This window comes from Nocardia sp. NPDC004278, from assembly GCF_053602975.1.
The window spans coordinates 1-26438 of sequence record NZ_JBSGEQ010000044.1 but is presented as its reverse complement, the minus strand read 5'-3'; the positions used below and the strand labels follow the sequence as shown (position 1 = coordinate 26438).

Sequence of the window (26438 nt, the reverse complement as noted above, 5' to 3'; positions counted from 1 at the left end):
AGTGCCAGCGGATAGCCGCGGCGCCAGCATGATAACGCGTGACATGCGCATTTGTCCGGTCGAAGCCCGTGCGAAGGCGTCGAGCGGCGACTATCGCGGCGCGCCGCGCGGGTGGCGGTGTCGCGGATGGGCGGGCAAACCGACAGGATGGCGGGATGCTGCGCAGTTTTCAGGTGACGAATCACAGATCGCTGGCCGAACGGCAGGACTTGCGATTGAGCCGGGGGAGTGGTCCGGTCGCGGTGCCGGTGACGGCGGTGCACGGTGCGAGTGCCGCGGGCAAGACGAACCTGATCGATGCCCTGGGGCAGATGCGCGACGCGGTGCTGAATTCGGTGACCGGCTGGGATCCGTATGCCGGGCCGGTGCGCGCGCCGCATCGCGGATTCCCGAATCGCCCTTCGGAATTCGTGGCCGGCTTCGTCGCCGAGGGCGTGCCGTACACCTACGGGTTCCGGTTGGACAATGCGGATGTGACGGCCGAATGGCTCTACACCCATCCCCGCTCGCGCAAGCGAATCGTCTTCGAGCGCAATGGCGAACAGATCAAGATCGGCCCGATGTTCGAGGCCGCACGCTACGGTATCGCGGCATTGCTACCGCTGGTGCGCCCGAATGCGTTGCTGCTCAGTCTCGCCGGGCAGATGTATGCCGAGGCGCTGGTGCCCGCGTATCGGTGGTTCTCCGCGATGCTCGAGGTGCAGCACGGTGCCGTCGATGCCGCGGCGGTGGCGCATCGGCTCGGCAGTCATCTCTCCGCCGCACCGGATCATGCGGTTCGACTGCTCATGCTGCTGCGCACCGCCGAACTCGGTATTACCGATCTGCTGATCGCCGAACCCGATCCGATGTACGCGGACTATCTGCGCGAACTCGACGCCGATATCGCGGGGACGGCCGAACAGGTGCAACTCTGCGCCACCTCGCCGGGGCACGCCGACCAATTGCTGCGGGATAACGGCATCACCGAGATCATGCTCGCGCGCGAGCTCGGCAATCTCGAGGCCGCGCGCGATGCCCTCTACACCAGGATGGTCGAGCGCCGCGGCGTCGGGCTCGGCCTGGTACACGCCGGGATCGATGCCGCCTTCGATATCACCGAAGAATCCGCTGCGACACTGTCGATGCTGCGGCTGCTGCCGACCATGCTCGATGCGCTCGACTCCGGTCGAGTGCTCGCGATCGACGATATCGGCGCGCAGCTGCCGGTCGAGGAGACCGACCGGCTGATCCAGCTCTTCCAGAATCCGGAGACGAATTCCCGTGGTGCGCAATTGATCTTCACAACGAACAATCGCGCGCTGATCGATCGGGCGAATGGACGCTCACAGCGCACCCGCACCGCCGTCTGGCAGATCCGTCGCACCGAAGACGGCGCCAGCGAGCTCGCCGCGCTGTAGTCCGCCGAAGCACGTCGTCGGTCGCGGCCGTTGCTGCGACCGCGTGATGGTGCGGTGAGCGCGTGCTGCGTTGTGTGGTCGCGTGATGGTGCTGTGAGCGTGTGCCGCGCGGTGGGCGTGTGCCCACTGGGCTGGTGATGGTGCTGTGAGCGCGTGCCGCGCTGTGTGGTCGCGTGACGGTGCTGTGAGCGTGTGCTGTGTGGTTGGCGTGTGACGTGCTGTGAGCGTGTGACGTGCTGTGAGCGTGTGACGTGTCGTGAGCGTGTGACGTGTCGTGAGCGCGTGACGTGCTGTGGGTGGGTGATGGTGCTGTGAGCGCCAGGCGTGCTGTGGGTGCGTGCCGTGCTGCGGACCGCGTGATGCTGCTGCGACCGCCTGCCGTGCTGTGAGCGCCTGGCGGTGCCACGATCGCCCGACGGGCCTGTGCATCGGTCGGCTGCGACATCCAGCAGCGCCGACGGGGTGCGCGTCCGGACCAATAGCATGGGTGCCATGGTGCAGTTCGCGATGCTGGTGATCGTCGTCGGCGCGCTGGTGGCGATGCTCATGATCTACCTGCGCGGGCGTAACGGGTTTCGGGTGGCGAATCCGGAGTCGGGGACGCTCTATGTCACCGGGGTGAGTCCGCGGCCGGATGCGACCGGTGTGCAGTATGTGACCATCACCGGCAATCTGACGGGCCCGTCGGCGCCCGGCACCGTGGTCTACGGCCGTATGGCCTGGGATGTGAACGATTGGCCTGCCATCGGCGATCTCATCCCGGTCGTCTATCCGTCCGGCAAACCCGAACGCTGGCAGCTCTCGCACCCGGGCGCGCGTCCGGGGCTCGGTTCCTGACCTGGTCGCAGGCCCGACCAACGGCCGCGGCGGAGTCGGCGGCCTGGGCGGCAAGACCACTCGATCGGGTTGTTGCCGTGCGACTGCTGGGCCGGTGGGAGGATGCCGGTATGGATGCGAAGGACACCGAGCTCGTCATTCGAACTGCTCGGCCGGATGAGTACGACGCGGTCGGTGACCTGACGGTGCAGGTCTACGTCGGTGAAGGTTATGTGCGCGCCGGTAGCCCCTATGTCACCCAACTCGCCGATATCGCCCATCGCGCCGACGCGGCCCAGGTGCTGGTCGCCGTGCACGGCGACCAGGTGGTCGGCGCGCTGGCGGTCGCCCGGCCCGGAACACCCTATGCCGAGATCGCCCGGCCGGGTGAGCTGGAGTTCCGCATGCTCGCCGTGTCGAAATCGGCGCGCGGCCTTGGCGCGGGAACGGCGTTGATACGCACCGTCATCGAACTGGCCCGTGCCGAATCCTTTGACGCCGTGGTACTTACCACCATGCCCGCCATGGTCGACGCACGGCGGATCTACGACCGCTTCGGTTTCGTCCCTGCGCCGGAACGGGATTGGACGACCGAGGCGGGAGAGTGGCTGACCGTGCTGCGCTTGGAGCTTTCGGCCTGATGCCGCGCGGGCGGGCTCAGCCCAGCGTAGTCGCGACGATGCCTGCCAGGTAACCGAGCCGCGCGACCTCGGACGGACGGAAGTCGGGTCCACCGGGTCGCCCGAGCAGCAGCACCTTGCCGGTATTGCCGAGCGGCGCGGCCGCCAGTTTAGTGTCCATATCGCGCCAGATCTGCGGCACCCAATCGGCCTCGGGATCGAGGACGGCGGGCTTCTCCAGCGGCATCCACGGGGCCGAACCCGCTTGGGTCTGCGGCGCGGACTGGCTGCCGACCACGCGGTAGGCACCCTGCGGGCCCATATCCATAATGGTGCTCCAGCCGACCCGCAGCACCCGCGGCACACCCTCGACGAGCACCTGCAGCCGGTCGTCGCGGGCGCTGGCGACCTGGTCGATCAGCTCGAGCTCGCGATGGGTGTCCAGTACGCCGGAGTACGGCCGGATGGAGTCCACGTGCACATCGCCGATCGATTCGGCGGCGGTGATCAAGGTGTCCGGCAGCGCACCCTGCGGCACCTCGACGACGAGGTCGTCGACCGCGAAACCCGCGCCTCGCTCGACCACGTCGAGGGAGAGGATGTCGGCGCCGACGGAACCAAGTGCGAGTGCGAGCGCACCGAGGCTTCCCGGTCGATCCGGAAGTTGCACGCGGAGCAGGTATGACACGCGCGTTCCTTTCCTTGGCGGCCGAGGCTCTCAAACGAATACCCGGGTCACGCAATACTTACACCCCCGAGTCCCGGTTATCGACTCGAAGTACGGCCAGTGACGGATGCCACACCGCGAGTTCGCGCGGATGCGGCGTGTCACGCTAGTGGGTGGGGTGTGTCGTCGCACGCCCGGCTCCTGTGAAAATTGTGCAATAGATGGTCGCTAGGCTGTTCGGTGGCCGTTCACCAAGCTCAAACCATGCCGAAAGGGGTCCGCGGTGCCCGCCATCTCCCGCGACGAGGTTGCACACCTCGCCCGGCTGTCCAGGCTCGCCCTGTCCGAAGCCGAACTCGATCAGTTCGCCGGTCAGTTGGATTCGATCCTGAGTCACGTGCGGACCGTCTCCGAGGTCGCCGCCGCCGATGTGCCCGCGACCGCGTCGCCGAATCCGGCGACCAATGTGACGCGTCCGGATCAGGTCGTTCCGTGCCTGACCCCGGAGGAGGCGCTGTCGGGCGCTCCTGCGGTCGAAGACCAGCGGTTCGTGGTTCCGCAGATCCTGGGAGAAGGCGAATGAGCGCAGCATCGCGTAGCGACCTGACCGCGCTGTCGGCTGCCGAACTGGCAGCCAAGATCCACGGCCGCGAGGTGACCTCGGTGGAGGTCACCCAGGCGCATCTGGATCGGATCGCCGCCGTCGACGGCGAGTACCACGCATTCCTGCATGTGGCCGGGAACGAGGCGCTGAGCGCGGCCGCCGCGGTGGACGCCGCGCTGGCCGCTGGCGATGCGCCTGCCTCGCCGCTGGCCGGAGTTCCGTTGGCGCTCAAGGACGTTTTCACCACCACCGATATGCCGACCACCTGCGCCTCGAAAATTCTCGAGGGCTGGGTCGCGCCCTACGACGCGACGCTGACCGCCCGGTTGCGCGCCGCGGGCATCCCGATCCTCGGCAAGACCAATATGGACGAGTTCGCCATGGGCTCCTCCACCGAGAACTCGGCCTTCGGCCCGACCCGTAATCCGTGGGATACCACCAGGATTCCGGGTGGCTCCGGCGGCGGCTCGGCGGCCGCGCTGGCCTCGCACCAGGCACCGCTGGCGATCGGCACCGATACCGGCGGATCGATTCGCCAGCCCGCCGCGGTGACCGCGACCGTCGGCACCAAGCCGACCTATGGCACTGTTTCCCGGTTCGGTCTGGTGGCGTGCGCGTCATCGCTGGACCAGGGCGGCCCGTGCGGTCGCACCGTGCTCGACACCGCACTGCTGCACGAGGTGGTCGCCGGATACGATCCGCGCGACTCCACCTCCCGCGATGTGCCGGTGCCACCGGTGGTGGCCGCGGCGCGTCAGGGCGCCACCGGCGATCTGCGCGGCGTGAAAGTCGGTGTGGTGAAGGAACTCCACTCCGACAGCTATCAGCCGGGCGTCATCGCATCCTTCGATGCGGCGGTCGCGGTGCTGAAGGAATTGGGCGCCGAGGTGGTCGAGGTGTCATGTCCGCACTTCGAATACGCGCTGGCCTCCTACTACCTGATTCTGCCGAGCGAGGTGTCCTCGAACCTGGCGCGCTTCGACGCCATGCGCTACGGGCTGCGCGTCGCCGATGACGGCAGCCACAGCGCCGAGCAGGTCATGGCCGCCACCCGTGCGGCCGGATTCGGCCCGGAGGTCAAGCGCCGCATCATGATCGGCACCTACGCACTGTCGGCCGGCTACTACGACGAGTACTACGGTCAGGCGCTCAAGGTGCGCACGCTGATCGCCCGGGACTTCGACAGGGCCTATGAGCAGGTCGATGTCCTGATCTCCCCGACCAGCCCGTTCACCCCGTGGAAGCTGGGGGAGAAGGTCGACGATCCGCTGGCGATGTACCTCTCGGACCTGTGCACCCTGCCGACGAACCTGGCCGGGCATCCGGCCATGTCGGTGCCGTCGGGGTTGAGCAAGGACGATGGCATGCCGGTGGGTCTGCAGATCATGGCGCCCGCGCTCGCCGATGATCGGCTGTACCGCGTTGGTGCGGCGTACGAGGCGGCGCGGGGACCGGTCGCCTGACGGCGCATATGGCCTGAGCGCCCGGTCTCGTCTCGATTCCTCGGATTTCGACGGGACCGGGCGCTCAGTGCGGCTATCTACCGCTCGATAGCCGCTAGGCGGGCCAGATGAATTCCGGATCCGTCAGATAGTCCTGACGCCGCTGATCCAGTGCCATCGCCACCATCTGGTGCGCACCGGGTCCGATTACCTTGCGCACCGGCGGATTCGGCATGTTCACCAGCGCGATCAACTCCGCCGCGGCGACTTCCGGTGCCGCCTCGACCCATTCGGCAGCGGCATCGGCCGTGGTTTCGCCGTGGCCTGCTGGCTGGAGATCGGTCGCTTCGGCGGTGACCGGCGGCGCAGTCGGGTCCGGGTAGTCCGGCATGCCGAGGATGCCACTGCGCAGTTCGTCGTACGCCGGGAGCGCCGTCGCGAACTTCATGCTCGACTTCGCCCAATCGGTGTCGAAGCCGCCCAGCTGTGCCAGCGTGACGTGAATTCCGAAGGGGCGCAGCTCATCCGCGAGTGCTGCGCCGAAACCCTCCAGTGCCCATTTGCTCGCGTTGTACATGCTGAACAGCGGCAGGCTGCCCACCGCGCCGACCGTCGAGATCTGCACGATGTGTCCCGACCCCTGTTTGCGCAGGTGTGGTACCGCTGCCTGCGAAACCCACAGCGCGCCATAGAAATTGGTATCCATCTGGGCGCGGATCTGGGCCTCGGTCAGTTCCTCGACCGCGCCCACCAGACCGTATCCGGCATTGTTCACGATCACGTCGATACCGCCGGCGATCGCGAATGCCCGATCTACGGTGGCGATCGCGCGGTCGCGGTCGCGAACATCCAAGGGCAGCACCGTCAATCGGTCACTGTCGATATCGGCCATGGACCGCGGATCGCGAGCGGTCGCGACAACGCGGTCGCCATCGGCGAGCGCGGCGAGGGTGAACGCGCGCCCCAGTCCGCGGTTGGCGCCGGTGATGAACCAAGTTCTGGTCATATCGATCCTTTCGTCGCGAGACGCTCCGTCTCGTTGGGCAAAGATGCCAAGCCGATTCGATCCTGTCAAGACGAGACGTTGCGTCTCGTTTTTGATATGGTCTCGAGATGGCCGAAACACCGAGCGCAGCCAGGCGCAGCGAACGCGCCCGCGCCGCGATCCTCGCCGCTGCCACCGAACTGATCCGCGAGCTGCCCTATGCGAAGCTGAGCATCGAGGCCATCGCGGCTCGGGCCGGAGTCGGCAAGCAGACGATCTACCGCTGGTGGCCGTCGAAGGGTGCTGTTGTATTCGACGCGATGCTCGAACTCTATTCCGGCCCGGACGGTCTCGTACTTCCGGACACCGGCGACATCCGTGCGGACCTGCGGGAGCTGGTCCGCGGCGCGATCGCCGAACTCACCGATCCGAGTTTCGAGGCCTTCCTGCGCGCGATGTACGTCGAGATCCAGCAGGATCCGGAACTCGGCGCCGCCTATCGCGAGCGACTTCTGCTCCCGCAGCGCGCCGCCATTGCCGAACGCCTGGCCGCGGGCGTCCGGGCGGGCCAACTCCGCGCCGATCTGGACCCCGATATCGCCATCGATCTGCTCCTCGGCCCGATTCAGAGCCGCTGGACCCTGGGCCTGCCCGGCCTCACCGAGGACTATGCCGACGCCGCTCTGGATGCCGCCCTGGCCCACCTCGCGCCCTGATGCGCCCGTACCCCGCTCGGATTCCGAGCGGGGTACGGATCATGACTGGTACATCGCGACGGAATGGAGATCAGTGGGCGCGTAGGGATTCGGCTTGTCGCTGGATGCCTTCGGTCATATCGGCGAAGCCGCGGCGGAGGTTCTTGCCGAGCAGGGCGACCACGAGGGGGTGCAGCCAACCCGCGAGTTCGAAGTGGGATTCGTAGCGGGTGCGGTCCGGGCCGAGCGGGGTGACCTGGTGTGAGCGCAGGCTGTGCAGGGTGCCGAGCGGGACCGGTTTCATCGAGTAGCTGAATTCGGTGTCCGGGGTATGCGAGACCATCCATTCGCGCTGGCGTCGCGGGCTGGAACCGGACAGTGCGACCAGCATGTCGATGGGTTCGCCGGGGACGAGGGTGCTGCGGGCTTCGATGCAGAAGGGGTTCCACTCGCCGTAGCGGGGGAGGTCGGTGATCACCTGCCACACCAGTTCGGCGGGGGCGTCGATCTCGACGGTGGCATCGATGACAAAGGACATGATCAGTAAACTAGAACAAGTTCTAAGGGTGATCAAGCCTCCGAGCTGCGCAGTCGCCGATCAGCAAGTGCCCATGGCGGTGCCTTGATCGGCGCCGTAGCGGTGGCCGTGGCCCGGCGGCGCGTGCAGTGCGGCGAGCAGGTCGGCGCTGGTCTGCAGGAAGCTGACAACCGGAAGCCATTGCGGGACTGGGGCATCCACCCGGACATCGCGAAGTTCGGGTGCCCGCCACAGCAGCGACGGCGACCAGTGCACCACTGGATCGGAGCTATTGGCCAGCACTGTTGCCCCCGCATGATGCACCTGACCGGCGGGCGGACCCGCCCAGAGCGCGGCGCAGGTGCGGCGGTCCTGGTCGGCGTCGTCGGTGAAGATCGAGCTGCCGCCCAGCGCGCCGAGGCTCTGTCCATAGACGTAGAGCCGGGGCTTGTACTCGAGTGTGCCGATGCGTCGCTGCACTGCGGCGAACAGCGCACGTGCCGAGGCGATCGCATCGTCGCGGCCGAAGAGGAAGGTTACCCAGCTCGGGGCATAGGAGTACTGCATGCCGACCAGGGCGACGTCACCGCCGAAGCGTTCGTAGAAGCCGCGGACCGCATTCGCATCGATCCATCCCGACCCGGTCGGTACCGCGAGGACGATATTCGAGCGTTCCAGTCCGCCGGAGCGTTCCAGTTCCCCAATCGCGAGAGCAACACGGGAATCCAGATCCGGTGCGGAGTCGAGTCCGACATACACCCGGACGGGTCCGGCGGGCGATCCGGAAACGAACTTGCGACCCTCCGCGCCCAGCGACGGCCAGCTGATGGCCGATTCGGCGCTGCCGGAGCGGGTATAGGAAACCGGTTGCACCAGTTCGGGATCGATCGTCGCATTGGCGGTGGCATAGGCACTGCGCCGCCAGTCCACCACCGCGGGTACGCCGATGAGATAGAGCACCGATGCCGCGACCGCGGTGACCGCGATCCCGCGCGCCCAGCCGAGTTGCCGCGCGATCCACCGGGTGACGCGTGCGATTCCGGTCACAGTGCCGACGATCACCGCCGACATCACCGCCCAGTGCAGCCAGTACCCCGGGCCGATTGGCGCCGTGTCCATCGCCGTGCGCAACTGGTTCTGCCAATGACTAGCATTCGCGGCCGTGCCGAGGATCGCGATCGCGGTCAGACCGAGCAGCGGTCTCCGACACCGAATCAGGCGACGGTTAATGTCGAAATCCCAGTACCGCAAGGTAAATCGGAGAACACCCGCAATGCCGAGCGCGACGGCGGCGAGCAGCCCGGTCAGCACCGCCTGGGCGCTCGGAGTGCGCGGCAGCAGACCGGGTGCGAGCGATATGGCTGTGCCGAGTCCGATGCCGAGCGTCGTGCCAATGCGTGGCTGCAGCGCGCGGTGAAACCGATTGGCAGCCAGTCTCTTCCAACGACTATATCGAGGTGACCGGCCATTCGGACTCGCCGTCCCGACGGCATTCGCAGCGGTGGCGGCCGGTCTGGTCGTCGTCAACGTGCTCATGCCTGAACCCCCTGTGCGCCAATGTCATTCGAAAATCTGGCCGGTGTCCTAACCTCGGCCCGCCGCCTGACGGACGGCAGCACACCAGCCAGCACCACCCCGAGCCCGACCACCCCGGCAAACCATGCCAGCCACCCGCCGCCGCTCTCGGAACTCTCCGCGCCGAGTACGGATTCGAGCACCGGCACCCCATAGTCCTGCCGTCGCGAATTCAGATCGACGAATGTGTACGCGATACTCGCCATGGCATTGCAGCGAGCGCGGGAGAACGCGTCGTCGCGGCTCGCGCACGCCTCGTGCATATGCGTGGCCAGTGTCGCGTCGAGGTCCTGCCTGGCCCAACCGGCCAGCGGCTCGTCGCGCTCGTCCGCGTAGCGCAGCAGGTCGTAGCCCAGATCGTGTGCCTTACAAGCAGTTTCGAATTCGGCGGGCAATGTCACCGGTGACGAGCAGTCCCCATTCGGATTCACCAGCAGCCCGTCGACGACGGTCGGCCGATAACCGAACCGGTCCACGAAATCGGCGGGAATCGCGGCGGCCGAACCCGGCCCACCCGAGGTCAGGTCGACAACCGCCGCACCGGCCGCGGCGTTTTCCATCGGCCGGTGCACGGTGGCGGCGTGCGCCGCGGGCGCCAGCACAACGGTGGCTGCCATGGTGGTCAGCGCGGCCGCCGTCAATGCGGCGCAGCGTCGGGCGATGGGTTGCGCTCGGGCATCGTGCGCCCCGGCGTCGGCCAGCCTGGCGGTGTTCGGTGTGCTCATAATGCTCGACGCTAGAAATCCGGGCCGCCGCACCACCTCACGCCGGGGTGCGGTTTCCCGGGCCGTGCCATCGGGTGAGCGCATGCGCCCGCTCCCCCTGCAGTACTGGCGCGGATTTCACCCGTGGGTATGAGGACCTGGACCGCTCGGTTTCCTACTGTCGTAGACATGGAAAAACGGCGTGCCCGGGTCAAGCGGATGAATGCGCGAATGTGGTTCGACGCGTGCACCGTGCTCGTAGCGGTGATCTTCTACGCCGTCGCGTGGCCGACGCTGCACGTCACCCACGTTGTCCCGGTCGCGGTGCAGCCGTTCATCGCCGCGCTGGCGGCCTTCCCGGTCCTGCTGATCCGGCTCAACCCGGCGCTCGGCTGGGCGATATCCGCGGGTTCGGCGCTGATCATCGCGCTGGCCATACCGCATCAGCCGGGCAATGATCTCCCGATTCAGGTCGTGCATATCCTGTGCCTGTTCGTGCTGCTGTTCGCGGTGGCCGTGCGGGCACCGGTGCCGATCGTCGCCGTCGCCTGGGGCGCGACCTCGCTGCTGCTGGCCGCGACGATGTCCGGTGACGGCGGCGGATTCTCCGGGGGTGCCTGGGCCTGGCCCATCGCCTTCGCCGCGGTCGTGCTGTTCGCGATGCTGGTGCGCTGGCTGGTGCAGTCGCGCAAACAGCTGCTGGCTCAGGAGGAGGAGAACGAGCTCGAGCGGGCCCGGCGCGCCATTCTCGAGGAGAAGGCCCGCATCGCCCGCGACCTGCACGATGTGGTCGCCCACCACATGTCCCTGGTGGTGGTACAGGCCCAGACCGCGCCGTATCGGGTCGAGGGTGTGACCCCGGCCGCCCGCGCGGAGTTCGAATCCATCGGCGCGACCGCCCGCGAGGCATTGAACGAGATCCGCGGCATGCTCGGCGTGCTGCGCAGCGACGGTCAACTACCCGAACACGCGCCGCAGCCGAAGGCCGCGGATGTGCTCGGCCTGTTCGAGGCGGCGCGCCGCGCCGGTGTGCGCATCGACTGGACCATCGATGGGCTACTGGATCCGGTTCCGGACTCGGTCGGCCTCGCGCTGTACCGGATCGTCCAGGAATCGCTGTCCAATGCCTCCCGGCACGCGCCGGGCGCTCCGGTCCGCGTATCGGTCGTGATCGGCACCGACGCACTGCATCTGAGCGTCGGCAACGATCTCAGCGCCACCGTGGCCCGCCCGGTCGGCAATGGCGGCCATGGCCTGGCCGGGATGCGGGCCCGCGCACTGGCGGTGAGCGGGGAGGTGTCCGCTGGTCCTCGGGCGGATGGCGGGTTCGAAGTCCAGGCACGTCTGCCGATCACTCCGGCATCCGGGTCGGTGCCCGACCCGTCGATGGCCGCCGCAGTCGCAAATGCGGCGGACCGGTGAGGGCATAACGCAGGTGCGCCCCGAAATGGCTACGGGGCAACTCTGATTCACTTCGGTCGATTGCGTACTGCCGCAACAGCATCCGTGTAGAGTTCGGTGGTCAGCTGGTCTTCTGACACACCGAGTTCGGCCAGCACCGTCCGCAGTTCGGCCAGTGCCGCGTGGAGGTCCTCCTCGGTGGCTTGCGTCTCCAGCTCGAGGAACGTGCCGTCGATCTCAGGGACCGTCACGACGGTTGCCAGCAGCTCGTGGCCGGTACTGGCGAACCGGAAGTTCTCACAGTGTTTCGTCAGCTCGATCATGGGTGTATACCCGAGGTGCGCGATGATCTCTTCCAGTGGTTCTCGCTCGCCGACTACGGTCTCGAACTCAGGCTTGGAACCTGTTGCGGCGTCGACCGCAGAATCCTTGAACGTCAGCAGATGCCGCGTCTCGCCCGCGCCGCTGATGGTTCGGAGGCGAAATTCTCGATCAGCTCGTGCAAGTTCATTGTCCTCGGTGTCGAAATAAACATCCCAATAGGACACGTTCTCGGCCTCGGCCCGCTCCTTCAGCCTCGCTCGAACCGAATCCGGGTTCGTGAGCTTCGCCTTGTATTCTGCTTCGATCATGCTCGGCTCCAATTGTTTCAGACGATTCGGGTCGCGCTCGACACGGCTCGTGTACCCGGCACCGATCGAATCGGGGGCGGCGTGATGAACAGCACCGTGATCGTGACGCCCTCGCAGGTCTGAGACAACGCCGATGTCGAACTGGCACACAAGCAGATGCAACGTCATCTCGCCTGCCGGGTCACCTACTGCCTATGGAAAGCGGCAGCGTACCGCACGTTGGTGGACGCGGGCCGACTCGCGCCGCAGACTTCGAGCCCACGCGAGCGCGCTGCCGCACGGGGGCTCGCGTTCCCGCCACTGGACAGTGAGCCGAGCATGCACAGCGGGCCGACGGCACAGACGATTCGCGAAGTGTTGAGCAAGCTTTCGGAGTTGGCATCACCTACCCCGAACGCGAATACTTCCGGCGGCGAAGGCAATCAATAACTTTCGAGGGGCTGATATGAGCGAGCGCTGCACGGAAGTGAACGGCTGGGTCGCACACTGGCTACTCGATCAGCATCGTGTTCGAATAATGCTGGTGGGTAACGAATCCGAGACGCGACGTTTGTTTTCGGCTGCCGTGCTCGCGACTGCCCCTGACTTGGCGGAGATGCGTGAGCGGTTCCCGAAACTGTCAGAGTTGTGGGATGCGATCCGTCGAGAGTATTGGGCGGAATTCTTTACGGCTCGAGAGAATTCACGCGGAACGATCTAACGGAAGGGCGGGATGGATCGAGTATCGGATCCTGCCGGTAAAGCGGAATCGTCACGCGGGCTGATACGAAGTGTCCGCAGGTCTGACGGTACCGTTGGTGCCGTGACCTGCGGCCACTTATTCGCAAGCACATGGTTGACTCACCGGGTACGCCCAGAACTTGCCGTCTACCTGACGTAGGGGCTGGATGTGACGCACGCGGCGCCCGACTCGTATGGCAGGAGTACGCGGAGAGGCGGTTAGGCTGTCCTGGTGGCAATAACCGTTCTGATCGCCGACGACCAGGCCATGGTGCGCCAGGGATTCGGCGCCCTGCTCGCCGCCCAATCCGATATCAGCGTGGTCGGTGATGCGCCCGACGGGAAGGTCGCCGTCGCCGAGGCCAAGCGGCTGCGTCCGGATGTGGTGCTGATGGATGTGCGTATGCCGGAGATGAACGGACTCGACGCCGCGCGCGCGATTCTGGCCGCCGGATTCGATCCGCCGGTGCGGGTGCTCATGCTGACCACCTTCGATATCGATGATTACGTCTACGAGGCGTTGAGCATCGGCGCCAGCGGATTCCTGCTCAAGGACGCACCTGCCGAGGAATTGGTACGGGCCGTGCGCGTGGTCGCCGACGGTCAGGCGCTGCTCGCGCCGACGGTCACCCGGCGGCTCATCGCCGATGTCACCCGCCGCCGCACCGCGGCCCGCGCCAAACCCGCGCCCGTGCTGGCGGCGCTGACTCCGCGCGAACGCGAGGTGCTGGAGCTGATCGCCAAAGGGATGTCCAATACCGAGATCGCCGAATCCCTCTATGTCGCCGAGCAGACGGTGAAAACCCATGTCTCCAAGGTGTTCTCGAAGCTGAATCTACGAGATCGGGCCCAAGCCGTTGTGCTCGCCTACGAATCCGGTCTGGTCACCCCGGGCTAGCGCGGCTTCTGGCACTTACCGCCGTTGAGATCGTCGAGGTGCCGCGAGAGCAGCCGGGCCAGCCGGTCGAGTAGGGCGGTCGCATCCTCGAAGGTGCCCGTATCCGCCTGTGCGGCAAGGGCGACCGCGACCAGGCCGGATCGGGTCGGCACCAAGCCGAACTGGCGGACGGTGTAGACACCCGTGTCGTCGTCGGGGCCCCAGCCGCCCTTGAATTCGGTGCCCTCGATCGTGCCGAGGCCCCATCGCTGTTCCGGCGTGATCTGCTCCATCAGGCTGACCACGGTGTCGGTCTCGGGCAGGCACGGCAACTGGGAGGCGAAGCGGGCCTGATTGGCCAGTGTCCATTCGGTGGCGCCGAATGCGGTGTAGTCCAGGCTGGTCTTCGGACCGGACACATTGGTCAGCGCGTCACCGGCTTCGTCCAAGACTTCCTGGACGGCCTGTGCGGCCTCTTCACCGTCGCCGAGGGACTGCCACAGCGCCTCGGCCGCATCGTTATCCGAGACGGTGATCGCCTCGTGCGCATATTCGGCGGCACCGGTCGGATCGTGCCGCAGCGCCGCGATGGCCAGCGGGACCTTGATGGTGGACCAGGCGATGCCGGAGGTCCAGTCGCCGAAGATGGTCATCCGGCCGCCGCCGACCGGCATGATCGCCATCCCGACCTGGCCCGGCAGATTCGGCTGTAGCTGGGTGAAATCGGCGGCCAGCGAATCGGGCCGCGAAATCGACCAGCCCGGATGCCAGGATCCGGGCCGTTCGACGGGTAGCGTCGGTTCCTTAGGGGCGCTGTGGGTGCCGGGCAACAGCGAACAGGAGGTAAGAGTGAGCAATGCGGTGAGTGCCGCACCGCGCAGCATCACCCGGTAGTTCGCCATCGTTTTCGTAGACCTCACCGCCGTGTCCTCCCCACCACCACAACATGACACCCGTTGTTCCATCGGCGGTGCAAAAAACATCCTCGTTACACCCGTCCGGTCGGTGACCGGACGTCGGGCCGTCAGCGTCGGTCCATCGGGACAACTGACGCGGCGCTGCGGCCCTGTTGATAGTTTCGCCGATTTTCGCGGAGAATTCGAAACGGCGTGGCCAACGGGCTACCCGGTAGGCTCACAACTCTGTTTACGTGCTCGGACGACCGATGTCCGGGGGCCGCAGTCACCTGAAGGGGGTCGCGTTGCTGAACAGCGGTGAGGTGTTCGCCGGGTTCACCGTGGAGCGGCTGCTCGGACAGGGTGGTATGGGCTCGGTGTACCTGGCCCGACACCCCCGCCTCGGTAAGCAGACGGCGCTGAAACTGCTGAATCGGGAGCTGTTCGCCGACGCCGAGGTGCGCGCGCGGTTCGAGCGGGAGGCCGATCTGGCGGCGCATCTGGACCATCCGAATATCGTCGCCGTCTACGACCGCGGCTCCGAGGACAACCAGCTCTGGATCTCCATGCAGTACATCGACGGCGTCGACGCGGCGACCGTCGACCCGATGACGCTGCCGCCGGAGCGGGCGGTGCAGATCATCGAGGGCGTCGCGGCCGCACTGGATTACGCGCACGGCATGGGAGTACTGCATCGGGATGTGAAACCCGCCAACTTCCTGCTGGCCCGTTCCAGCGGTGGGCAGGGCGAGCGGGTCTTCCTCACCGATTTCGGTATCGCCCGGCTGCGCGAGGATTCCACGCACCTGACCCAGACCGGGATGTTCAGCGCGACTCTGTCCTACGCCTCGCCCGAGCAGATGACCGGCGCCAAGCTGGACAACCGCACCGACCAGTACTCCCTGGCGTGTGCGCTGTACTGGTTGTTCACCGGCATGGCCCCGTTCGACGCGCCCGATCCCAACGACATCATTCGCGGGCACCTGCAGCATCTGGCTGCGCCGCTGGCCACCCGGCGGCAAGGTTTGAATCCGGCGCTGGACGGGGTGCTGGCCAAGGCGATGTCCAAGCGTCCCGAGCATCGGTACGCGACCTGTGTCGAATTCGCCGCCGCAGCGCGCAAGGCATTGACCGCGCCGCCGGTCGCCAATGTTCCGGTGCATCCCGGCTATCCCGTCCCCGGGTACCCGGCGAGCCTGCCGAATCCCGTCGGATCCGCTTCGCCCGCACCGGCATTCGGTGCGCCCGCGGACCAGGGTGCGTTCGTACCGTCCACGCAAGCCGTCGGGCCCGCCGGATATGGCGCGCCACCGCAGGTCGCGGGCTATCCGGTGCCGCCACAGTCTGGGGCGGTGCCGGCCGGGGCTTATCCGGCGCAACAGGCGGTGCCGCCGCAGCCGGGTACCCCTGCGGTGCCGCAGCCGGGTGCCGGGGCGGTGCCGCAGGCCGGGGCCTATCCGGCGCCACAGCAGGCGGCAGCGCAGCCCGGGGCTTATTCGGCGGCATCGGCGCTTCAGGCGTCGCCGCAGGTTGGAGCATCGGCGGCACCAGGGGGTCCGCTGCAAGGTGCGCCCGCGCAGGGCCAGCCGTCGCAAGTGCCGCCCTTGCAGGCCGCGCCCGCGCAGGGCCAGCCCGCTCAGGCGCCGCCGATTCCTGGCTCGCATGGCGCACCGACCCAGGGCCCGCCACCTGCCGCGGGTCCGCCGATGCCGCCCGGTGCCGTGCCGCCGTCTGTGGTGCCATTCGGGCCGAATGGCGGTGGCCCCCATCCGATGCCGGAGCACAGCCGCAGTACGGCGGTGCTGCTCGGCTGGATGGCCTGCGCGATCGTGGTCGCGGTGATCGCCGTCATCGGCACCTTTGTTGCCGTCGGCTGGCGGTCCGACGAGCCGGACAATGCCGCGGTGCCGCCACCGGCCGCCACCGCCACCGCGACGGCCGCCGCGCCCGATGCCATGGCGAAGAGCCGCAAGCTGTTCCCGAACCTGGTGCCGCAGGGCAAGGACAGCCATGGTGCGGCCTATCAAGACGCCCGCTGTTTCGCCGCGAAGCCCGGCGATCAATTGCGGCTCCAGGACGAACCTTTGAAATCCAGTCCATGGGTCGGCGCGTGGGAATGCCATCGCGAGACGCAGTCCACCACCCAGATGAGCTACACGATCCTCGAATACGGCTCCGTCGCCGACGCACGCGCCGTGGTCCAGGCCCTACCCGCCAATGTCGCGACCGCGGAGAAGAAGGACGGAGTCCCGGTCAACACCCACCGATGGACAGTCGAGGATCCGCCGGGCCCACTACAGCCCTTCTACCACACCGCAAAACTGGTGGTGAGCTTCGAATCCGACCCCGCCCGCTCGAATTTCCTGGTCTACGTGAGCAATTACGGCACCTCTGGCGCCGCCCAGACCATCCCCCCGACCACCTCGGCCCAAGACGCCCTCACCGCCTGGTGGGCCGCAGCCCCGCTGTAATCGCTTGTCGGACAACTGAATCGGGCTTTCCAATACGCGTAACCTCGAATGCTCGGCCCTGGTCGACCAAGGAAGCGCTCATCGCGCGACACAGCGCAACGATAATCGCCTGTCGGACAGCCGAATAGGCTGCCTGCACGCCATTGGGCACACCGGCAGCCCGGATCGAACTCAGTCGACCGCCAATGCCTCCACGATCGGCATGCGGGCGGCGCGCAATGCGGGGGGAATCGACCCGAGCAGCGCCAAGGCCAGTGCAGCGGTGCCGTAGACCAGCAGGATCGGGCTCGGCTGGTACACGATGTCGATGGTCAGGGCGTGGCCGATAGCGACGGTCGCCAGATACTGGATTGCCGCACCGGCCACGAGACCTATTGCCGCGCCGATGAATCCGATGCCGACGGCTTCGGCGAGGACCGAGCGCAGCAGAAATTTGCGGCTGGTTCCCATGGCTCGCAGCACGCCCAGTTCACGACGGCGTTCCAGCACCGAGAGCATCAGGGTGTTCAGCAGTGCCACGGTGGCCACCAACACCACGATCCACAGAATGGCGTAACTGAGCGCCGTACCCTGCCGCAGGCTGGAGGAGATGGCGACGACCGCCTGCGCGCCGGTGTCGACATGGATATCCGCCGGCACCACCCGCCGCACGGCGGCCCGCACCGCCGACTTGTCCACGCCCGGTTGGAAATGCACCGCGAGCACGGTTTCACCCGGTCGTTGATACCATGCGCGCATCTGGTCGAGATTCATCACCACCACACCCGCGATGGCCGAGATGTACGGAATCACATCCAGCACCCGCACGGTGTGATTGCCGGTCGGGGTCGGCAGGGTCAATTCGGCCCCGGTGCCGACGTCGAGTGATCGTGCGACATCCCGCGAGATCGCCACACCTTGTCCGGCGGCCAAGTGGGCCATGACTTCTCGACGCACCGAACCGGTCTCGGATTCGTTCGCCTCGCTCGGATAGCCCTGCAGCATCACCCGCCCGGTGCCCAGGGTGGCGAAGGCCATCTGCGCGGGGCCGACCTCCTCGACGCCGGGCACCTCGGCGATCTTCTCGCGTAATCCGCTGGGCAGCAATGGCCCCGTCGGGAACTGCTCCATCGAGCTGGTGCTGACGAACAGATCGGTATCGCCGAACCCAGCGAACGAAGCGGTGGCCGAATCGACCATATTGCGCGAGCCCCCGCCCATCGCGACGGTGGCGGATATGCCGATCATCACCGTCATCGCGGTGGCCCACACCCGCCGCGGTGCGCGTTCGAGGGTGGTGGCCCCGAGCGTGCCCGGTGCGCCGAAGCATCCGGCGAGCACCGCGGCGGCACGCACGATCGGCCCGGTGGCGGCGAAGCACAGTGCCACCGCCCCGGCGAACGACATCGAGATCGCCGCCAGCGATACGCGGCCGAGATCGGCCTCGGCAATGGCGATCGCGCCGACGATCAGGCCGAGGCCGAGCACGATCGAGGTCCAGCGCAGTGCCGCGCTCGTCGTATCGGCGCGCGCCACCTCCACCGGTGCCAGTGCCTCGATCGGTTCGACCTTGTACACCTGGCGTGCTGCGATGGCGGCCGCCAGCACGCTGGCCAGCACACAGGCGCCGATCGCCACCGGAATTGCATACCCGGGCACCATATATTCGGTGCGCGCCTCCACCGACTGCATGATGGCGGTGGGAAGTCTGTTGATCGCGACGCCGCCGATGGCGGCACCGACCACCGAGCCACCCACACCGCCGAGCACGCCGAGCAGCGCCGCCTCGACGAGCAGATCACGCACCATCGGCCCGCGCTTGCCGCCGATGGCCCGCAGCATCGATAACACCGGCCTGCGCTGGGCGACGGCCATACTCATGGCGTTGTAGATCAGGAACGCCGAAACGATAAGTGCCGCAGCCGAGGCCATGAGCGTCGAGTACCGCACGATCTGGATGGCGCCGCCGGCCTGTGCCGTGCGCAGCCCGGGATCGGCGACCACGGCGCGGCCCTCGACCACCTTGGTCAGGGTGGCACGCAATTGGTCGACATCGGTGCCATCGGCCGCGATGATCTGAATCGAGTCCAGCCGCCCGATGCGGTCGGTGAGTTTCTGCGCCAGGCCGAGCGGGGCGGCGATGATATGGCCGCCGTTGAGTTGCTCGGAGGTCTTCTTGTCGAGAACCGCTGCGACGGTGACGGTTCCGGAGCCGAGCGGGAACTGTTCGCCCTCGGCGCGCCCCATGCCGGATCCGACCAGGACACCGTTCGGCACGGTGAGCAGTTTGCCCGCCTGCGCGGCCATCGGCCCGCCCAATTCACTACCGAGTGCGGCGATGTTGGCGTCGGCGCCGATCAGCAGCGCCTTATCCGCGCCGGACCCGACCTGCGCGCGCAACATCGGCGCCGCCTTGTCGACACCGGGTGTGTTCGCGATCCGTTGCAGTTCCTGCTGATCGAAGCCCGCGTCGGTGATCCCGGTGACCTCGAGTGCGGCCTTGCCGCCGAGGCTGCGGGTCAGCCGGTCCACCGATCCGGTGACCGAGCCGGAGATGCTGAACACCGCGACGAGCAGCGATGCCGAGATGGCCATCACCGTCAGTGACATGAAGGTGCGGCCACGATGGGCGATCAGTTCTCCGATATTGAACAGTCGCAGCCGATCCCACACCGCGCCGATCATGCACGCACCGCCCGCTCGGCGATATCGACCTTGTCATTGGCGCCGATCTGTCCGTCGCGCAACGTGATCACCCGGTCGCAGTATTCGATGGCGCCCATATCGTGGGTCACCATCACCACCGAATTGCCGTTGCCCGCAATATCGCCGAGCAGTTTCAGGATGGCCGTGCCGGTCTTGGAATCCAGATTGCCGGTCGGTTCGTCGGCCAGGATCAGCGGCGGATCCATGATCAGCGCCCGCGCCACCGCGACCCGCTGCATCTGCCCACCGGACAACTCGGCGGGACGATGTGCGGCGCGTTCACTGAGCCCGACCAGGTCGAGCAGTTCCAGCGCGCGCGGCTTGGCCTTGCGCAATCCGGTGCCGTCCAGCAGCTTCGGAATCGCGACGTTCTCCCAGGCGGTGAGGGTGGGCAGCAGGTTGAAAAACTGGAAGATGAAACCGACACGGTGGCGCCGGAATTCGGACTGCCGCTCATCGTCGAGGCCGCCGATCTCCTCGCCCTGGAACCGGATCGACCCGGCGTCGGGGGTATCGAGTGCGCCGAGCAGGTGCAGCAGTGTGCTCTTGCCCGAGCCGGACGGTCCGATGATCGAGGTGAATTCACCGGATTCGATGCGCAGGCTGATGCTGTCGAGCGCGCGCACGGTTTGTTCGCCGACGCGGTACTCCTTGGTGATATCCGTCAGTTCCAGCATGGCCAAGTCCGGCATCGCGGTCCCCACCCTCTTTCGTCACGTGTTCGAACTCGCTCGATTGTTGCGCAGCGCGTGCCGCGCGACGCGTTATCGGGCCATCGCCTCGGACGCCCGGTCCTGGCGTCGGTATTGCGCGTCGAGAACGGCACGCAGCGCCGGTTGCTCGGCAGCGAGTTCGAGATAGGCCTCGACCGCGGATTGGCCCTGCAGCAGCGCTTGATCCAATTTCGCGTCGAGATGGATATTCCACCGATAGCGCAGTGCGAGCAAGAGGCCTTCCGGTCCGCCGAACAGCCGGTCCAGTTCCGGGATGTCCGCGAACAGGTCGGGGCTGGCCGGATCGACGGCCGCGCGAGCGAGCACGGTGCGCACGATCTCGGTCCGGCGGTGCTGGTCCTCCCAGCCATTGCGACTGCTTGCAGGTCGCTCGAAATGATCGGACATGGCGTTCGGCCTTCCGTGATTGGTGAATCCCACGCTACGGACGGAAAAATAAGGTGTCTTCGTGCCAGGGACGCGAATCGATCTCCTACCGCGGTAGGAGTCCCGACCCGTTCCCGGCACGATGCAACGGGCCCGATCTGGCGGTTAGCCTTACAGGATGGATGTGATCCACGCCATCGGCTTGTCGGCGGGCGCCCAACCGGCGATACCGTTCCGGGAGAGTGGGCGCATCCGGGATCGGTTCGCGGCCTTTCTGCACAATCCCATCGCGGTCATCCGCCGCAACCTCGAAGACCTGCCGTTCGACTACCCGCCCTCGGTAATGATCAGCGCCGACGCGGCCCTGGTCTTCGTCAGCGTCGGCGCGACCATCCAGCGGCACCACTACTTTCCGACGGTGCTGCCGATCCTGGCGGTGATTCTGGTCTTCGTTTCGGTGCCGCTGTTCTGCTTTTTCGGTGTGACCCCGAGCCCGATCCTGCTCGCATTCTCCGGACTGGCCGCGACGGCGATCCTGCTCACCCAACCGGTATCGGCCGATTTCTCCCCGTTCATCCTGGTGGTGATGGTCGGCGAGGTCGCGGCCATCGTGCGCAAACGCTTCAGTGCGCTCTTCGCAGTGGTCGCGGCATTGCAGTTGGCCGCCTTCGACGCGGCCGGGCATCTGATGTGGAGTGTGACCGGTGAGCGGTTGCAGGGGATCCAGATGTACACAATCGGGATCGCACTCGGCTGGCTGGTCGGTGTGATGTTGCAGTACCAGCGCAAATTCCTCTATCAGGAGCGCCAGAGCCAACAGATCCGGGCCGCCCGCGCCGCCGACGAGGAGCGCCGCCGGATCGCCCGCGAAGTGCACGATGTCATCGCGCACTCGCTGAGTATCACCCTGCTGCATCTGACCGCGGCCCGGCACGCACTGCAGACCGATCGCGATGTGGACGAAGCGGTGGACGCACTGGTCGACGCCGAACGACTCGGCAGACAGGCCATGGCCGACATTCGCCGCACCATCGGCCTGCTGGACGCGCGGCCGTCGAAACTGCTGCCCGAGCCCGGCATCCGCGATTTCGATGACCTGGTCGGTGATTTCGCAGGCGCGGGACTCGATGTCCGCTACTCCCGCGTCGAGGATCTGACCGCGGTATCGGCCGCCGTCGGGCTCGCGCTCTACCGGATCGGCCAGGAATCCCTGGCCAATGTGATCAAACATGCGCCCGGCGCGACCGCGACCGTGTTCCTGGAGGTGGACTCGACGGTGGCCCGGCTCCTCGTGACGAACACGCTGCCCAAGGGGTTGCCACCGGATCTGGGCGGCGGGATGGGGTTGTCCGGTATGCGGCAGCGCGCCGAACTGCTCGGCGGCCGCATCGAGGCCGGACCGTATGACGACGGCTGGATGGTGCGGGCCGAATTCCCGCTGAGCGGTGCGCGGAGCTGGGCGACGTCGTCGTGCCCGGTGCCCGACATGATCCACGGAGCGGCCAGTGCGATGCGTGACAAGGCCGAGGCCATTCGGCGCGACGGTGTGCTGGGGGAGGGTGCGTGACCTCGGTGTCTGCGGCCGGTGGCGAGGATGCCGTCACCGTTCTGGTGGTCGATGATCAGGAGCTGGTGCGCGGTGGGTTGCGCCGGATCCTGCGGCGGCGCGATGGCTTCGTCGTCAACGAATGTGCCGATGGCGACGAGGTGCCCGCCGCCATCGCGGCCAGCCGCCCCGACGTGGTGCTGATGGACCTGCGCATGAAGCGCGTCGGCGGTATCGACGCGACCCGCGCGCTGCGTGCGCGCGACGGCGCGCCACCGGTGCTCGTGCTCACCACCTTCGATGACGACCAGCTGCTTTCCGGTGCGCTGCGCGCCGGGGCGGCCGGGTTCATCCTCAAGGATTCGCCCGCCGAGGATCTGATCCGCGCGGTGCGCACGGTCGCCGTCGGCGGCGCCTGGCTGGATCCCTCGGTCACCGGCCGGGTGCTCTCGGCATACCGGACGGTGCGTCCCGTCGCCATCCGCGACGACAGCAGACTCGCCGAACTCACCGCGCGCGAGTACGAGGTGCTCGAACTGATCGGACGCGGTCGCGTCAATGCGGAGATCGCCCGTGAACTCGGCATCTCCGAAGTGACCGTGAAGAGCCATGTCGGACACATATTCGGCAAACTGGAGCTGCGCGATCGGGCCGCCGCTATCGTGTTTGCGTTTGACCACGGGGTGGTCGCACCAGGACAATCCACAGGTTGACGGGCAGCCCCGATCGCGCACGACCGCCGATGGTGGTGGGCGATCTCGCCCGGGATGTGGAGGATTGACGGGGTGGATGGACCTGGATGGAGAGTCGGCAGTCGGTTCGGGCCGTATGAGCTGAGATCGCTGCTCGGCAAGGGGGGTATGGGCGAGGTCTACGAGGCGTACGACACGGTGAAAGACCGCGTGGTCGCGGTCAAACTGCTGTCCGAGGAGCTCGCCAGAGATCCCATCTACCAGGTGCGTTTCCGTCGCGAATCACAGGCCGCCGCCCGGCTGTCCGAACCGCACATCATCCCGATCCATGACTGGGGCGTGATCGACGGTGTGCTGTTCATCGATATGCGCCTGGTGCCCGGCGTCGACCTGCGCGGCATCCTGCGCGGTCAGGGGGCAACGAGCGCCGAGCGCGCAATCGGCATCATCGAGCAGATCGCCGCTGCCCTGGATGCCGCGCATGCCGACGGTCTGGTGCACCGTGACGTCAAACCGGCCAATATTCTGGTGACCGACGCGGATTTCGCGTACTTGGTCGATTTCGGCATCGCCCACACCGACGGCGACAGTGCCATGACCCAGGCGGGCACCGCGATCGGCTCCTATGCCTATATGGCGCCGGAGCGCTTCGAGTCTGCCCCGGTGACCGGTCGCGCCGATATCTACTCCCTCGCCTGTGTGCTGCACGAATGCCTCACCGGGACGACGCCGTTCCCGGCCGGGAGCATGAGTGTGCTGATCCGGTCGCATCTTTCCGATCCGCCGCCGCGGCCGAGTGTGCAGCGACCGGGCATTCCCGCCGCGATGGACGAGGTGATCGCCCGCGGTATGGCCAAGAGGCCCGCCGATCGCTTTCCGACCGCGACCGATCTGGCCCGCGCGGCCAGGGCGGCGCTGGCCACCGCGCCCGCCGCCAACACCCCGACGCTGATCGTGCGTCCGCCCGATCCGGCCCGCGGTCCGTCGGATCAGGCTGTGGTGCACCGCAATTCGGTGCCCGCCGACGCGACGGGGGAGTTGTCGATCACCGCGGTCATCCATCCGACCGGGCCGACGGTGGTCTCGCCCGCCGATCTGCAGTTCACACCATTGCCGCCGCAGCAGCCGTCGCGGCCGCCGCACGGCGCGCCCGGAACCGCGCGGCCGGCGCGGCCGTTTCCGGACGCGCACCTGTACGCGGAGTCGCCACAGCCTCAGGAGTATCCGGAGACGCTGTATCCGCAGTCGCCGGACTACCCGGGCGGCTCGCAGGTCCCGCCGACCGAGCAGTATCCGGACCAATCGCGATATGCGCAGAGGTCGCAGGCCGAACAGACGATGCGGTATCCGGATTCGCACTACCCCGAGGCCAGATACCCGGAACAGCGGTACCCGGAACAGTTCGGCGCGCAACAGTATTCGCCCGCTCCGGAGACTCGCCGCATCCCGCAACCCTTCTCGGGCGCACCGCCGTTCGAACCGCCGCCCGGGCCCGCCCACGCGGCTGCACCCAACCACGCCTCGCAATACCAGGCCGCATCGGAATACCCGCCGCACAGCGGCTATGCCGAGCCCGAGTACGAGGACGACTACGGCCAGGACACCTACCAACGGCGCGACCGCTCGATCGTGCTGCCCATCATGGTCGCCGTCTTCGTCATCGTCGTACTCACCGTCGGCGGTGCCATCGGCTGGCAGCTGATGGGTTCGGGCGACTCCGGGAATTCCAAGGACGCCCAGGCAGGTGCACAGGTGACGACCACGGCCGCCCGCGCCACCGCCGGTTCGACGACACCGCCGACAACCTCGACCAGCAAGGCCGCCCCCACCTCGGTCACCCTGCCCGCTGGCGCAACGCACTGCACGACCGGACAACCGGTGTCCGGCACCTTCACCCAATCGGCCACCGGATCCTCGGTCACCAGTTGCGGTTTCGCCGAAGCAGTCCGCCAGGCCTACGCCGACTCGGCCGCTACGAATGTCTCGCGTTCATCGCGCTCGGTCGTCGCGACCAGCCCGGTCACCGGCCGCACCTACACCATGAACTGCGTCGCCGACGGCCCACTGGTTACCTGCACCGGCGGTGAGAATGCGGTGGTCTACATCTACTGACACAGCACACCATGCGAAGCGTGTTGTCCAGGAGCCCATCTCGGAACCTTCGCCGAAGACCTGTCGCCGAGCCGGCCCCCGTACGTCGATTGTTGTTGTGGCGCAATGAAGTCGACCGATCAAGCCTCCGCGATCGATACGGGCAGGGGCCGAGACGTCCTGGGCAGCCATCCTGACGTCAGTTGCCGAAGGCTATCGACGATGAGCGGCTTTCAAGAAGGCTGGGATTCATCGGTCAGCACAGCCCGGCGGCCTGTTTTGCGGTTTTCTCCAGCTTGGCTCGATGTTGCTGCCACCAGGTCGGGTCGCTGGTAGGCATGTTGTCATTGTCGTCGACCAGGCCTGCGACGCCGTCGATCAGTTCGCGGATGATGTCGGCATGTCCGGCATGCCGGTGGGTTTCGGCGGCCACGTGCACCAGGATTTGGTGCAGAGTCACGGTCCGGTGGTCGTCGGACCACCACGGTACGGAGCCTTCCGCGGTGAGGTCGAGACTGTCGATCGTGGCGTCGGCATGCGCCCAGGCCCGACGGTAGAACCCGATGATGTCCTCGCGTGACTGTTCGACGGTGGCCCACATATCGGCCGTGGGATCGGCCTCGAAGTCGTGTTCGGCGAGGGGTTCGTCGTATGGGCGGGCGAAGGTGTCACCGAAGTAGCCGAACTCGACGGTGCCGAGGTGTTTGACCAAGCCGAGCAGGTTTGTGCCGGTTGGGGTCATCGGGCGACGCACGTCGTACTCGGACAGGCCGTCGAGCTTCCACAGCATGGCTTCGCGGGCATAGCGCAGGTAACGGTGCAGATCCGCTTTGGGGCCGAAGGCAGTCATGTCGAGCACTCTGCCAGGACACTCTCCCGGCCCGACTGATTCTCCTTCTCAGCCAACAGCATCCACTCGAGAGACGCAATCTGCTCGGTCAGCTCTGTTCAACGGAGACGATTGATCACACACACGTCGACATGAGCAAGCGTTCCGCGAGATTGCCTGCCACTCAATGGTTGTGGCTCGACCAATAGGACGTTCTGTGCCACAGCGGTCTCGGGCCGGGTGATCGTCGGCGGGTCGGCTGGCGCGTTGCTGGCCGATCGTGGTGTCAGTGCGGGTGTCAGGTGTGTGTCAGGTCGCCGTCAGTCGGTCCGGCGACAGTGTGTCCATCGAACAAAACGACCGGCACCGACATGGTTCCGGTCGGTGCGACAACCGATTTCGAGGAGTACACGAGATGTCTGTCACCATCACCCTGACCGACCAGGACAAGAGCACCCTGCGCACCGCTGCCT

The 26438-nt window shown here is 66.9% G+C and carries 23 protein-coding genes; 12 read left to right on the top strand and 11 right to left on the bottom strand.

Features of this window, described 5'->3' with window-relative positions:
- Nucleotides 1-155 precede the first annotated feature (155 nt).
- The 3 genes from ACWEO2_RS38595 to ACWEO2_RS38585 all read left to right on the top strand — a co-directional run bounded on the left by ACWEO2_RS38595 (nt 156) and on the right by ACWEO2_RS38585 (nt 2857).
- A complete protein-coding gene (locus ACWEO2_RS38595) occupies nt 156-1400 on the top strand; it encodes an AAA family ATPase (protein WP_452409889.1) in 1245 nt (414 codons plus the stop codon).
- Between the two features lie 492 nt (nt 1401-1892).
- Nucleotides 1893-2237 carry a hypothetical protein gene (locus ACWEO2_RS38590; RefSeq protein WP_452409888.1) on the top strand — a complete coding sequence of 115 codons (345 nt, stop codon included), beginning with the start codon at nt 1893-1895 and terminating at the stop codon, nt 2235-2237.
- Nucleotides 2238-2347: 110 nt separating this feature from the next.
- Entirely contained in the window at nt 2348-2857 is a 510-nt protein-coding gene (locus ACWEO2_RS38585) for a GNAT family N-acetyltransferase (protein WP_452409887.1), read from the top strand.
- 16 nt (nt 2858-2873) lie between these two features.
- Here ACWEO2_RS38585 and ACWEO2_RS38580 read toward each other — a convergent pair whose 3' ends face one another.
- Nucleotides 2874-3524: an amino acid-binding protein gene (locus ACWEO2_RS38580; RefSeq protein WP_452409886.1), complete on the bottom strand. Its 651-nt coding sequence runs from the start codon at nt 3522-3524 to the stop codon at nt 2874-2876.
- Nucleotides 3525-3786: 262 nt separating this feature from the next.
- Between ACWEO2_RS38580 and gatC the strand changes: the two genes are divergently transcribed.
- The gene (gene gatC / locus ACWEO2_RS38575) at nt 3787-4086 is read left to right on the top strand and encodes an Asp-tRNA(Asn)/Glu-tRNA(Gln) amidotransferase subunit GatC (RefSeq protein WP_354955764.1); all 300 of its coding nucleotides are present in this window, start codon (nt 3787-3789) and stop codon (nt 4084-4086) included.
- Nucleotides 4083-5570: an Asp-tRNA(Asn)/Glu-tRNA(Gln) amidotransferase subunit GatA gene (gatA, locus tag ACWEO2_RS38570; RefSeq protein WP_452409885.1), complete on the top strand. Its 1488-nt coding sequence runs from the start codon at nt 4083-4085 to the stop codon at nt 5568-5570. The genes gatC and gatA overlap by 4 nt, the downstream gene beginning before the upstream one ends.
- 94 nt (nt 5571-5664) lie before the next feature.
- Here gatA and ACWEO2_RS38565 read toward each other — a convergent pair whose 3' ends face one another.
- Nucleotides 5665-6555: an SDR family NAD(P)-dependent oxidoreductase gene (locus ACWEO2_RS38565; RefSeq protein WP_452409884.1), complete on the bottom strand. Its 891-nt coding sequence runs from the start codon at nt 6553-6555 to the stop codon at nt 5665-5667.
- A 107-nt stretch (nt 6556-6662) separates the two neighbouring features.
- Between ACWEO2_RS38565 and ACWEO2_RS38560 the strand changes: the two genes are divergently transcribed.
- A complete protein-coding gene (locus ACWEO2_RS38560) occupies nt 6663-7250 on the top strand; it encodes a TetR/AcrR family transcriptional regulator (protein WP_354955758.1) in 588 nt (195 codons plus the stop codon).
- 70 nt (nt 7251-7320) lie between these two features.
- Here the strand turns inward: ACWEO2_RS38560 and ACWEO2_RS38555 are convergent, their stop codons facing one another.
- Genes ACWEO2_RS38555 through ACWEO2_RS38545 form a run of 3 tightly spaced genes read right to left on the bottom strand, consistent with a single transcriptional unit; the run spans nt 7321 to nt 10046 of the window.
- Entirely contained in the window at nt 7321-7767 is a 447-nt protein-coding gene (locus ACWEO2_RS38555; RefSeq protein ID WP_452409883.1) for an SRPBCC family protein, read from the bottom strand.
- A 60-nt stretch (nt 7768-7827) separates the two neighbouring features.
- Nucleotides 7828-9282 (bottom strand): alpha/beta-hydrolase family protein, encoded by a 1455-nt coding sequence (locus ACWEO2_RS38550; protein ID WP_452409882.1) that lies wholly within the window; start codon nt 9280-9282, stop codon nt 7828-7830.
- Nucleotides 9279-10046, bottom strand: a complete 768-nt coding sequence (locus ACWEO2_RS38545; protein WP_452409881.1) for a hypothetical protein — start codon at nt 10044-10046, stop codon at nt 9279-9281. Before ACWEO2_RS38545 ends, ACWEO2_RS38550 begins: the two co-directional genes overlap by 4 nt.
- Nucleotides 10047-10214: 168 nt before the next feature.
- Between ACWEO2_RS38545 and ACWEO2_RS38540 the strand changes: the two genes are divergently transcribed.
- Nucleotides 10215-11447, top strand: coding sequence for a sensor histidine kinase (locus tag ACWEO2_RS38540; RefSeq protein ID WP_452409880.1), 1233 nt, complete (start codon nt 10215-10217; stop codon nt 11445-11447).
- Nucleotides 11448-11494: 47 nt separating this feature from the next.
- Here the strand turns inward: ACWEO2_RS38540 and cyaB are convergent, their stop codons facing one another.
- Nucleotides 11495-12226: a class IV adenylate cyclase gene (cyaB, locus tag ACWEO2_RS38535; protein ID WP_452409879.1), complete on the bottom strand. Its 732-nt coding sequence runs from the start codon at nt 12224-12226 to the stop codon at nt 11495-11497.
- A gap of 784 nt (nt 12227-13010) precedes the next feature.
- Here cyaB and ACWEO2_RS38530 point away from each other — a divergent pair.
- Nucleotides 13011-13676, top strand: coding sequence for a response regulator (locus ACWEO2_RS38530; protein ID WP_452409878.1), 666 nt, complete (start codon nt 13011-13013; stop codon nt 13674-13676).
- Here ACWEO2_RS38530 and ACWEO2_RS38525 read toward each other — a convergent pair.
- Nucleotides 13673-14575, bottom strand: a complete 903-nt coding sequence (locus ACWEO2_RS38525) for a serine hydrolase (RefSeq protein ID WP_355187824.1) — start codon at nt 14573-14575, stop codon at nt 13673-13675. The two genes, ACWEO2_RS38530 and ACWEO2_RS38525, sit on opposite strands and share 4 nt — an antisense overlap.
- A gap of 281 nt (nt 14576-14856) precedes the next feature.
- Between ACWEO2_RS38525 and ACWEO2_RS38520 the strand changes: the two genes are divergently transcribed.
- Nucleotides 14857-17022: a protein kinase domain-containing protein gene (locus tag ACWEO2_RS38520; protein ID WP_452409877.1), complete on the top strand. Its 2166-nt coding sequence runs from the start codon at nt 14857-14859 to the stop codon at nt 17020-17022.
- Nucleotides 17023-17193: 171 nt separating this feature from the next.
- Here the strand turns inward: ACWEO2_RS38520 and ACWEO2_RS38515 are convergent, their stop codons facing one another.
- The 3 genes from ACWEO2_RS38515 to ACWEO2_RS38505 all read right to left on the bottom strand — a co-directional run bounded on the left by ACWEO2_RS38515 (nt 17194) and on the right by ACWEO2_RS38505 (nt 20828).
- Entirely contained in the window at nt 17194-19686 is a 2493-nt protein-coding gene (locus tag ACWEO2_RS38515; RefSeq protein WP_452409876.1) for an ABC transporter permease, read from the bottom strand.
- Nucleotides 19683-20399 (bottom strand): ABC transporter ATP-binding protein, encoded by a 717-nt coding sequence (locus ACWEO2_RS38510; protein ID WP_452409875.1) that lies wholly within the window; start codon nt 20397-20399, stop codon nt 19683-19685. The genes ACWEO2_RS38515 and ACWEO2_RS38510 overlap by 4 nt, the downstream gene beginning before the upstream one ends.
- A 72-nt stretch (nt 20400-20471) precedes the next feature.
- Nucleotides 20472-20828, bottom strand: coding sequence for a hypothetical protein (locus ACWEO2_RS38505; RefSeq protein ID WP_452409874.1), 357 nt, complete (start codon nt 20826-20828; stop codon nt 20472-20474).
- A 157-nt stretch (nt 20829-20985) separates the two neighbouring features.
- Between ACWEO2_RS38505 and ACWEO2_RS38500 the strand changes: the two genes are divergently transcribed.
- From ACWEO2_RS38500 to ACWEO2_RS38490, 3 genes are all read left to right on the top strand, one after another.
- Nucleotides 20986-22374 (top strand): sensor histidine kinase, encoded by a 1389-nt coding sequence (locus ACWEO2_RS38500; protein WP_452409873.1) that lies wholly within the window; start codon nt 20986-20988, stop codon nt 22372-22374.
- 5 nt (nt 22375-22379) lie between these two features.
- The gene (locus tag ACWEO2_RS38495; RefSeq protein ID WP_355187907.1) at nt 22380-23066 is read left to right on the top strand and encodes a response regulator transcription factor; all 687 of its coding nucleotides are present in this window, start codon (nt 22380-22382) and stop codon (nt 23064-23066) included.
- A gap of 72 nt (nt 23067-23138) precedes the next feature.
- Complete coding sequence (locus ACWEO2_RS38490; protein ID WP_452409872.1) at nt 23139-25157, top strand: protein kinase domain-containing protein; 2019 nt, start codon at nt 23139-23141, stop codon at nt 25155-25157.
- Between the two features lie 235 nt (nt 25158-25392).
- On the opposite strand, the gene ACWEO2_RS38485 is transcribed toward ACWEO2_RS38490, so the two are convergent.
- Nucleotides 25393-25986 (bottom strand): DinB family protein, encoded by a 594-nt coding sequence (locus tag ACWEO2_RS38485; RefSeq protein ID WP_452409871.1) that lies wholly within the window; start codon nt 25984-25986, stop codon nt 25393-25395.
- Nucleotides 25987-26438 lie beyond the last annotated feature (452 nt).